This window comes from Aestuarium sp., assembly GCF_023253315.1.
In the GTDB taxonomy this organism is placed as follows: domain Bacteria; phylum Pseudomonadota; class Alphaproteobacteria; order Rhodobacterales; family Rhodobacteraceae; genus Marivivens; species Marivivens donghaensis.
This window is the reverse complement of sequence record NZ_JALRGW010000160.1, coordinates 1-663: the sequence shown is the minus strand read 5'-3', so window position 1 is coordinate 663 and position 663 is coordinate 1. Positions and strand designations below refer to the sequence as shown.

The following is a 663-nucleotide window of genomic DNA, read 5'->3' as shown; positions in this document are numbered from 1 at the left end:
AGTTCACGCTGCTCTTTATAGGAGAGCTTGCGCTTGGCAGGTGTCGCAGTGGTTTTTTCTGCGGACACTGCCGTGGTGGCCGCAGTTGATGGCGAGGACTTTTCAGCCGTCATGCTGGCAGGCGTGACCGCGCTTTGGCGTGTTTCTGCCCACTGAGCGGCGCGCTCGGATTGTGTGATCCAGTCCTCCACGCTGCCTTCATATTCACGCCAGATACCGGGGCCTTCGTTAACGATGGTGCTGGTGACAACGTTGTCCAAAAACGCGCGGTCGTGGCTGACCAGGAAGACGGTGCCCTTGAACTGAGCCAATACATCCTCAAGCAAATCCAGGGTATCGATATCCAAATCGTTGGTGGGTTCGTCAAGGACTAAGACGTTGGCGGGTTTGGCGAACAGGCGGGCTAGCAGCAGTCGGTTGCGTTCGCCTCCTGATAGGGTGCGTACCGGAGCGTTGGCGCGGGCCGGCGAGAATAAAAAGTCGCTCAAATAACTCTTAACGTGTGTTTTTCGACCGTTCACCTCAACCCATTCGCTGCCAGGGCTGATGGTGTCCTCTAGCGTGGCATCGAGGTCAATTTGCTCGCGCATTTGATCAAAGTAAGCCACCTCCAGTTGCGTCCCTAGCCGCACTTTGCCGGCGTCCGCAGCCAGCTGCCCCAGG

At 57.5% G+C, this 663-nt stretch carries 1 protein-coding gene; it reads right to left on the bottom strand.

Features of this window, described 5'->3' with window-relative positions; translation table 11 throughout:
- On the bottom strand, nt 1-663 hold a 663-nt coding region (locus tag AC1QQ2_RS14815; RefSeq protein WP_479713719.1), incomplete at both ends, for an ATP-binding cassette domain-containing protein.